The sequence below is a fragment of the Streptomyces sp. N35 genome, from assembly GCF_016464295.1.
Classification (GTDB): Bacteria; Actinomycetota; Actinomycetes; order Streptomycetales; family Streptomycetaceae; genus Streptomyces.
The window spans coordinates 74,490-82,658 of record NZ_JAEIMH010000037.1 but is presented as its reverse complement, the minus strand read 5'-3'; the positions used below and the strand labels follow the sequence as shown (position 1 = coordinate 82,658).

Annotated in this window: 9 protein-coding genes; 5 read left to right on the top strand and 4 right to left on the bottom strand. The window is 71.8% G+C overall.

The window, feature by feature from the left end; genetic code table 11:
- The 3 genes from JAO81_RS21300 to JAO81_RS21290 form a co-directional block, all read left to right on the top strand.
- On the top strand, window positions 1–666 hold a 666-nt coding region (locus tag JAO81_RS21300), incomplete at its 5' end, for a CAP domain-containing protein (RefSeq protein ID WP_199549491.1).
- Window positions 667–863: 197 nt separating this feature from the next.
- The gene (locus tag JAO81_RS21295) at window positions 864–1,595 is read left to right on the top strand and encodes a maleylpyruvate isomerase family mycothiol-dependent enzyme (protein ID WP_199549490.1); all 732 of its coding nucleotides are present in this window, start codon (window positions 864–866) and stop codon (window positions 1,593–1,595) included.
- A 13-nt stretch (window positions 1,596–1,608) separates the two neighbouring features.
- Entirely contained in the window at window positions 1,609–1,884 is a 276-nt protein-coding gene (locus tag JAO81_RS21290; protein WP_199549501.1) for a DUF6332 family protein, read from the top strand.
- Here the strand turns inward: JAO81_RS21290 and JAO81_RS21285 are convergent.
- From JAO81_RS21285 to JAO81_RS21275, 3 genes are all read right to left on the bottom strand, one after another.
- Window positions 1,845–2,510, bottom strand: coding sequence for a response regulator transcription factor (locus tag JAO81_RS21285; RefSeq protein ID WP_199549489.1), 666 nt, complete (start codon window positions 2,508–2,510; stop codon window positions 1,845–1,847). The two genes, JAO81_RS21290 and JAO81_RS21285, sit on opposite strands and share 40 nt — an antisense overlap.
- Window positions 2,507–3,772: a sensor histidine kinase gene (locus tag JAO81_RS21280; RefSeq protein WP_199549488.1), complete on the bottom strand. Its 1,266-nt coding sequence runs from the start codon at window positions 3,770–3,772 to the stop codon at window positions 2,507–2,509. Before JAO81_RS21280 ends, JAO81_RS21285 begins: the two co-directional genes overlap by 4 nt.
- Before the next feature lie 134 nt (window positions 3,773–3,906).
- Window positions 3,907–4,782 carry an NAD(P)H-binding protein gene (locus JAO81_RS21275; RefSeq protein WP_199549487.1) on the bottom strand — a complete coding sequence of 292 codons (876 nt, stop codon included), beginning with the start codon at window positions 4,780–4,782 and terminating at the stop codon, window positions 3,907–3,909.
- A 44-nt stretch (window positions 4,783–4,826) separates the two neighbouring features.
- Between JAO81_RS21275 and JAO81_RS21270 the strand changes: the two genes are divergently transcribed.
- Window positions 4,827–5,744 (top strand): AraC family transcriptional regulator, encoded by a 918-nt coding sequence (locus JAO81_RS21270; protein ID WP_199549486.1) that lies wholly within the window; start codon window positions 4,827–4,829, stop codon window positions 5,742–5,744.
- A gap of 74 nt (window positions 5,745–5,818) precedes the next feature.
- Window positions 5,819–6,853, top strand: coding sequence for an N-acetyltransferase (locus JAO81_RS21265; protein WP_199549485.1), 1,035 nt, complete (start codon window positions 5,819–5,821; stop codon window positions 6,851–6,853).
- On the opposite strand, the gene JAO81_RS21260 is transcribed toward JAO81_RS21265, so the two are convergent.
- Window positions 6,813–8,048, bottom strand: coding sequence for a geranylgeranyl reductase family protein (locus JAO81_RS21260; protein WP_199549484.1), 1,236 nt, complete (start codon window positions 8,046–8,048; stop codon window positions 6,813–6,815). The two genes, JAO81_RS21265 and JAO81_RS21260, sit on opposite strands and share 41 nt — an antisense overlap.
- Window positions 8,049–8,169: the final 121 nt, after the last annotated feature.

The following is an 8,169-nucleotide window of genomic DNA, read 5'->3' as shown; positions in this document are numbered from 1 at the left end:
GGGGGCGCCGGCCCCGCCCGCCGGGCCGGGGCGCCCGCCGTGGTCGTGCTGCTCGTCACGGGCGTGACGGCCGTGGGGATCGACCTGCTGACACCGGACGCCGACAGCGACAAGGTGCAGGCGGCCAACGCCACCGAGTCGGACTCCCCCGCCGAGGCCGAAAGCGCCACCGCCGATACACAGTCGCCGAGCCCTTCCGTCTCCAAGTCGCCGAAGCCGACCACCCCCAAGCCGCAGCCGACGAGGACGAAGACCACCGAGCCCGCCCCGCCCCCGAAGCCCCCGGCCAACCCTGGCGGCACACAGGCCCAGCAGGTGCTCGGACTGGTCAACGCGGAGCGTGCCAAGGCGGGTTGCTCGCCGGTGAAGCTGGACAGCCGCCTGTCGAAGGCCGCGCAGCTGCACAGCGAGGACATGTCGGCGAACGACTACTTCAGCCACACCAGCCAGGACGGGCGCACCTTCACCGACCGCGCGGCCGCACAGGGCGTCGACAACGCGGGCGCCGAGAACATCGCCCGCGGCCAGGGCTCCGCGCAGAGCGTGATGGACGCGTGGATGAACTCGGAGGGCCATCGCGCGAACATCCTCAACTGCGGTCTGAAGACGATGGGGTTGGGAGTCGTGACCAGCGACTGGACCTGGACGCAGATGTTCGGCTGGTAGCGCCCGCTTCGTTCAGGCCTCGGTGCGGCGGGCCCCGAGATCGAGACGCCGTACGTCGACCGGCAATGGGGCCCCATCACAGCCGCCGGCGCCTCGGTCGTGACTGCCGTCCGTCGCCCGGCCGGGTGCGAGGCGCCGCTGTCCACCGGGTGGAACTCGCTGGTCGCTTCGGCGGGCTGTGCCTAGGATCCCGGGTCATGGACATCGCCACGCACATCGCCGCCCTGCGCTCCGAGGGCCGGCTCCTGGCCGCGGACGCCGAGGCCGCCGGACCCGACGCGGCCGTCTCCACCTGTCCGGGGTGGCAGGTGCGGGATCTGCTGCGGCACACCGGTGCGGTGCACCGTTGGGCCACTTCATACCTGGTGGAGAAGCACACCTCGGGGCGTCCCCTCGGCGCGGCACCGGACGTGGACGGCGACGAGTTGGTCGCCTGGTTCCGCGAGGGGCATGACCTGCTCGTCCAGGCGCTGGAGGAGGCGCCCGACGAACTGGAGTGCTGGGCGTTCCTGCCGGCTCCCTCCCCACGCGCGTTCTGGGCGCGGCGGCAGGCGCACGAGACCGCGGTGCACCGGGTCGACGCGGAGTCGGCCCTGGCCCGGCCGGAGCCGCGTACCCTCGACTCCGCCTTCGCCGCCGACGGGATCGATGAGCTGCTGCGCGGTTTCCATGCCCGGGAAAGGAGCCGGGTCCGCAGCGAGGAGCCCAAGGTGCTGCGGGTACGCACCACCGACGAGGACGCGGTATGGACCGTACGCCTCTCGGAGAAGCCCCCGGTCACGACCCCGGATGCCGAGGGCGAGGCCGACTGCGAGATCAGCGGACCGGCCGCACGCCTGTATCCGGCGCTGTGGAACCGGCTGCCCCTGCCGCATATCGCCGGTGACGCCGCTGTGGCCCGCCTCTGGCGGGAGACCTCGGGTGTCTGATGCACTGACTGCCATGGGCAGCCGTACACAGGCACAACGGGACGCCGTCACCGTCGAGATCGGCTACGCGTTCCTCTCCGGCGCGTGCCTCGCCGTGCTGGTGTTCGCCGCGGTGGCCGGTCCGGGGTGGATCTTCGACTTCCCGGTGGGAGTGCGGAAGGTCCTGGTGGCGACCGGGACCGTCCTCGCGACGCTCGCCTTTCTCGTACGGGTCATCACGGTCCTGTGGCGTTTCCAGAACGCCACACGTCAGCCCAGCCAGCCCGGCCGCACCAGCCCCGACTCGTAGGCCAGCACGACCAGTTGGGCCCGATCGCGGGCGCCGAGCTTCACCATGGCGCGGCTGACGTGGGTCTTCGCCGTCAGCGGGGAGACCACGAGCCTGCGGGCGATCTCCTCGTTGGAGAGACCGATACCGACCAGCGCCATCACCTCGCGCTCACGCTCGGTGAGTTCGCCGAGGCTCTGCTCGATCGCCGGTTCCTTGGAACGCGCCGCGAACTCGGCGATCAGCCGCCGTGTCACGCCCGGCGAAAGAAGCGCGTCCCCGTCCACCACCGCCCGTACCGCGCGCAGGAGTTCCTCGGGCTCGGTGTCCTTGACCAGGAAGCCCGAGGCGCCGGCGCGGATGGCCTCGAAGACATACTCGTCGAGCTCGAACGTCGTCAGCATCACGACCTTCACCGCGGCGAGTTCGCCGTCGTCGGTGATACGACGGGTGGCGGCCAGGCCGTCGAGCAGCGGCATCCGGATGTCCATCAGGACGACGTCCGGGCGCAGTTCACGCACCAGGCGCACGGCCTCCTCGCCGTCCGCCGCCTCACCGGCCACCTCGATATCGGCCTGGGCGTCGAGCAGCGCCTTGAATCCGGCACGGACCAATGACTGGTCGTCGGCGAGCAGTACCCGGATCATGGCGAAGTCTCCTTGGGTCGCAGCGGGATCACGGCCCTCACCTGGAAACCGCCGTCCTGGCGCGGGCCGGCCTCGATCGTGCCACCCAGCGCCGCCGCCCGCTCCCGCATTCCGGCAAGCCCGTTGCCGCTGCCGCCCGCGTCGGCCTGGGTGGCGGGACCGTCGTCGTCGACCCGTAGCTCCAGTTCACGGGTCCCGTAGCCGATCGTGACCCGGGCGCGCCGCGAGCCCGAGTGCCGTACGACATTGGTCAGCGCTTCCTGGACGATACGGAACGCCGCGAGGTCGGCGCCGGGTGCGAGCGCCACCTGTTTGCCCTCCCTGCCCACCTCGACGGTGAGTCCGGCGCTCGCGGCCTGCTGCACCAGTTCGGGCAGCCGGTCGAGACCGGGCGCCGGTGCGCGCGGGGCGTCGCCGGGCGCCCGCAGGGATTCGAGGACCTGACGGACCTCGCCGAGCGCCTCCTTGCTGGCCGACTTGATGGTGGTCAGCGCGGTGCGGGCCTGCTCGGGATCAGCGTCGAGCAGCGCGAGACCGACGCCCGCCTGCACATTGATGACCGAGATGGAGTGCGCGAGGACGTCATGCAGTTCGCGGGCGATCCGCAGCCGCTCCTCGTCGGCCCTGCGACGCGCCGCCTCCGCCCGCTCGGCACGCTCCTTGGCCCACTGCTCGCGGCGCGAACGGGCCAGCTCGGCGACGGCGACGATGGCCACCACCCAGGCGGCGACGACCAGTTCACCGCTCCACGAGGCGGCGGTGTCACCGTCGGGCGGAAGCCAGCGGTACAGCCAGTGGGAGATCAGCAGATGCCCGAGCCACAGCATCCCGATCGCCGCCCACGCCGCACGCCGGTGGCCGGCGACGACCGCGGCGAACACCGAGAAGGCGACGGTGACGAAGACCGGACCGTACGGATATCCGGCGCCGAGATAGAGCATCGTGGTGGCCGCGACGCCGAACACCACCGGCACGGGGTGCTTCTTGCGCAGCAGCAACAGCGCGGTGCCGATGAAGAGCACGGCCCGGGCGAACACATCGAGCCCGGCCCGGTAGTCGGTCTGCGCGTGTGCGGCGAAGGTGCTGCCCATCTGCACGAAGACCGTGACCACGAGCGTGGAGATCCAGGGCAGACCGCCGCGCTCCACCCACCTCTGGAGGCTGGGCGGCCCACCGCGCCACGGCGGTCCGTGCGGGCCGTCGCGCCACGGCGGTCCGCCCCAGGAGCGCGTCGGGGACCCGGGGGTGTGCTGGTCTGCCATACCGCCACGCTAGACCGCCCGGACGTGCCACGACGTCAGCCGTGGGAGGTGAGCGCGGGTACTCCCGGTGAAGTACATGACGTGCGGCGCACTGCCCCGGCCCGGCGCCGCGCCGCGCGGGCGGCCGGTGGCGTTCAATCACGCCAGGTGCGCGCCGCCGCCCGAACGAAGTCGGTGAAGTCGCGCGGCTGCCGGCCCAGGGCGCGCCACACGCCGTCGGAGAGGTGGGCGTCCATTCCGCGCCGGATCGGGCTCACTGCCTCCGCATAGTCCTCCGCCTCCACCACCGGCCAACCCTGCTCGGTGAGTTCCGAGACGAACCGGCCCGGGGAGAGCGGGACATAGCGGACGCTGCGGCCGGTCGCCTCGGCGATCTCGGCGACGGCCTCGGCGATGGTCAGGGCCCGGGGCCCGGAAAGCTCATACGTCTCACCCTGGTGGCCGTCCTCGGTGAGCGCGGCTACCGCGACCGCGGCGATGTCCACGGCGTCGACGAAGGAGGCCGCGCCGTTGCCGGCCGGGAGCCTCAGTTCACCGGCAAGGACCGCGTCGCGAAAGATTCCCTCACTGAAGTTCTGTGCGAACCACGCGGGCCGAAGGATCGTCCAGTCGATTCCGCTCGCGCGCACCGCGCTCTCACCGTCCACGTGGGTGGCGCCGGCGCTGTTGGCCTCGCCGGAGTAGCCCGGCACGTCCACGCCGCGCCCCGACAGCAGCACGAGGCGCTCGACACCCAGCTTCACGGCGCGCTCGACGAAGGGACGCGTGAGGAGGTGCCCGTCGAGCGGCACGAGGTAGACCGCCTTGACGCCGTCGAGCGCGGTGTCCCAGGTGGCGCGGTCGTGCCAGTCGAAGGCCGATTCGCCGGTACGTGAGGCCACACGGACCGGGGCACCCTGCGCCCGCAGCCGGGACACGACGTGGCTGCCTGACTTGCCCGTACCGCCCGTTACCAGAAAACGATGTGTCGTCATGAGCCCAGCCAAGCCGCTTCGTATGAGACGAGCCATGGCCTGCCGACTCACTTCGATGTCTGTGCGTCTACGGTCGAGGAATGGATGTACTTTCCGACCTCCTTGACGGAGTGCGGGCGCGGGGCGCGCTGTTCCAGCGGACGGCCATGAGCGGACCGTGGTCCCTGCGTTTCGCCGGGGGATCACCGCTCACCCTGGCCACGATGCTGCGCGGCAGGGCCTGGATCGTTCCGGACGACGGCGAACCGGTGCCGGTCGGCACCGGGGACATCGCGATCATGCGCGGCCGTGCGCCGTACACGGTCGCGGATGATCCGGCTACGCCGCCGCAGGTCGTGGTCGAGAGCGCCGACTACTGCACGCCCTCCTACGAAGACGGGCCCCGAGCCGAGCCGGAGGACTCGGCTCTGCTGCTCAGTGGTGCATATACCGGCCGCGGCGAGATCAGCGAGCGGCTGCTCCTCGCCCTGCCCGAGTACCTGGTCATCCCCGCCGACGGCCGCCGCCCGCTGTTCGACCTTCTCGTCGGGGAGATGGCCACGGACAGGCCCGGACAGCAGGTGATGCGCGACCGGCTGCTCGACCTGATGCTCCTCTCGACACTGCGCACCTGGTTCGACCGGTCCGAGGCCAACGCGCCACCGTGGTACCGCGCTTCACGCGACCCGGTGGTGGGGCATGCGCTGCGACTGCTCCACGCCGATCCGGCCCGCCCGTGGACGGTGGCGGGTCTTGCGGCCGAGTCGGGGGTGTCCCGCGCGGCTTTCGCCCGCCGCTTCACCGCGCAGGTCGGCGAGCCGCCGATGGCCTACCTCGCCGCTTGGCGCATCGGCTTGGCAGCCGACCTGCTGCGCGACACGGACGCCACGGTCGGATCGATCGCCCGACGAGTCGGCTACGCCAACACCTTCGCGCTGAGTGTCGCGTTCAAGCGGTTGCGCGGCATCACCCCGACTCAGCACCGCGGGACGGCGCCGTCGCCCGAGCTCGGGACGTGAAGGAACCGACGCCGGGCGCCGGCGGAAAGGAAATGGATCGACGGCCCGGCGCGGCTCTGCCACAGTGACCCACCATGACCGACTTGGAACTGGTGACCGCAGCGGATGTCCGGCTGATGCAGTCGCTGGCGCAGCGGGTCACCGCCACACGCCCGGAGCTGATCAACGCGGACGCGTCGTACGGCGAACTGGCCTGGATCTGGGGCAAGGGCCATACCGCTCAGGGTGCGCACTGGCCGCGCAAGCTCTGGTTCGCCGGCGGGGCAGGCGCTGACGTCGGTGAGGCAGACGCTGACGGCGGTGAGCCGGTGGCCTGGGCGTGGGCCCAGCTGCCGCGCCAGGTGAAGCTGAGCGACGGGTCGGTGAAGGACATCACGGGCGCGTATCTCGCGTATCAGATCCACCCCGGTCACGCCGGGCTCGTCGACGAGGTGATCGCCTGGTACGACCGCGTGGCCGCGGGCCTCGAACGCACCGTGCTGCCGAGCGCCGACGACACATACGCCCTCGAGCGCTGGGCCGCGCACGGCTACCTGACGGATCCGTCCGAGGTCGGGGACCACGGCTCGTGGACCCAGCTCAACGAACGGGACCTCACCGATCTGGAAGAGCCGGTACTCGCCGACGGTTTCCGCTTCCTCACCGCCGACGAAGCGGGCCCCGAAGCCGCGGTCCGGGCCCATGTCGACGCCTGGCACACCTCGGCCTACTCCGTCGAGGCGTACGAGTCGGTGCGGGCGACGGCGGGATACCGCGGCGATCTGCACCTGCTGGTGCGGGCCCCGGACGGGACCATGGCCTGCTCGGCGATCATGTGGCTGGACGAGGTGAACCGGACCGCCGAGTTCGAGCCGGTCGGCACCCACCCGGCGTACCGCCGCCGGGGGTTGGCGCGGGCGCTGCTGCTGCAGGGCATGCACCTGGCCCGTGCGGCCGGGGCCACGCACATGACCGTCGCGTGCCTGGGCGCCCCCGGATATCCCGCGGCGCGCGGCCTGTACTCCAGCCTCGGATTCCGTCCGTTCACGCGGGACACCCCGCTCATCAAGCCCGCGACCGCCCCGGACGTCACGCCTGAGGCTGCCCGGGATCCCGGTCCAGCGCGCTGACCGCCCGCCGCGCCATCGGATGCGTCCGTACGATCTCGGCAAGCGAGGTCGCGCCCTGCACGATCCGTACGAACGCGTTCCAGGCGGGCCGGAAGCCGGTGATCGCGGCGTGCAGCATCCCGGGACGGCGCTCGAACAGGGTCAGCACCCGGCGGCCCATGTTCATCTCCACGCCGAGGCCCGCCTTGACGGCGAACGCGTAGTTGAGTGCCTGCCGCCGTGCGTCGACCGCGTCCTGCGCCTCGGCGATCCGCACGGCCCACTCCCCCGCGAGACGGCCCGAGCGCAGTGCGTACGAGATGCCCTCGCGGGTCCACGGTTCGAGCAGCCCGGCCGCGTCACCGCAGACCAGGACGCGACCGCGGGAGAGCGGCGAGTCCTCGGTGCGGCACCGGGTGAGATGGCCGGAGGAGATCGCCGGCTCGAAACCCGCGAGACCGAGCCGCCCGATGAAGTCCTCGAGGTAGCGCTTGGTGGCCGCGCCCTCGCCCCGGGCCGAGATCACACCGACCGTGAGGGTGTCGCCCTTGGGGAAGACCCACCCGTAACTCCCGGGCAGCGGGCCCCAGTCGATGAGGACGCGGCCCTTCCAGTCCTCGGCGACCGTCGGCGGCACGGGGATCTCGGCTTCGAGGCCGAGATCGACCTGGTCGAGTTTCACCCCGACGTGTGCTCCTATCCGGCTCGCGCTGCCGCCGCCGCCGACGCCCGCGCGGGCGAGGACCGTCCCGCCGTCGCTCAGGCCCACCGCGACCGTGCGCCGGCCGGGCACCTCGGGGCCGTGCTGTTCGACGCGCGAGACGGTGACGCCGGTGCGCAGCCCGGCGCCCGCCTTCTGCGCCGACTCGACCAGCTGCTGGTCGAACTCGGGACGGTTGATCAGACCGAACAGCATCTTCTTGGAGCGGCGGGTGCGCGCGAACTTCCCGTCGAGGGAGAAGGTCACCGCGTACACCTTGTCCTTGAGCGGCAGCTCGAAGCCGGGCGGCAGAGCGTCGCGCGAGGGGCCGATGAGGCCGCCGCCGCAGGTCTTGTACCGCGGCAGTTCCGCTTTCTCCAGGAGCAGGACGCGCCGCCCGGCGACAGCCGCCGCATGGGCAGCCGACGCTCCGGCGGGTCCTGCGCCCACCACCACGACGTCCCATACCTCAGGTGTCTCGTCCGGGGCGTTACGGTCCGCGTTCTCACTGCTCACGATGGCCTGCTGCTCCGATCCGAGGGGTCTGCTGCTCCTTCTACGCCAGATCCTACGGCGGGCGCGGTGGGCCCCCGCCGCCGGAACAGGGCGTCTCCCCTTGTGAAAAGATCCCCATGCG

Excerpts from the sequence above, each read along its gene's own strand:
- JAO81_RS21295 (WP_199549490.1), top strand. The coding sequence starts at position 864 with ATGGACATCGCCACGCACATCGCCGCCCTGCGCTCCGAGGGCCGGCTC.
- JAO81_RS21290 (WP_199549501.1), top strand. The coding sequence starts at position 1,609 with ATGGGCAGCCGTACACAGGCACAACGGGACGCCGTCACCGTCGAGATC.
- JAO81_RS21285 (WP_199549489.1), bottom strand. The coding sequence starts at position 2,510 with ATGATCCGGGTACTGCTCGCCGACGACCAGTCATTGGTCCGTGCCGGA.
- JAO81_RS21280 (WP_199549488.1), bottom strand. The coding sequence starts at position 3,772 with ATGGCAGACCAGCACACCCCCGGGTCCCCGACGCGCTCCTGGGGCGGA.
- JAO81_RS21275 (WP_199549487.1), bottom strand. The coding sequence starts at position 4,782 with ATGGCTCGTCTCATACGAAGCGGCTTGGCTGGGCTCATGACGACACAT.
- JAO81_RS21270 (WP_199549486.1), top strand. The coding sequence starts at position 4,827 with ATGGATGTACTTTCCGACCTCCTTGACGGAGTGCGGGCGCGGGGCGCG.
- JAO81_RS21265 (WP_199549485.1), top strand. The coding sequence starts at position 5,819 with ATGACCGACTTGGAACTGGTGACCGCAGCGGATGTCCGGCTGATGCAG.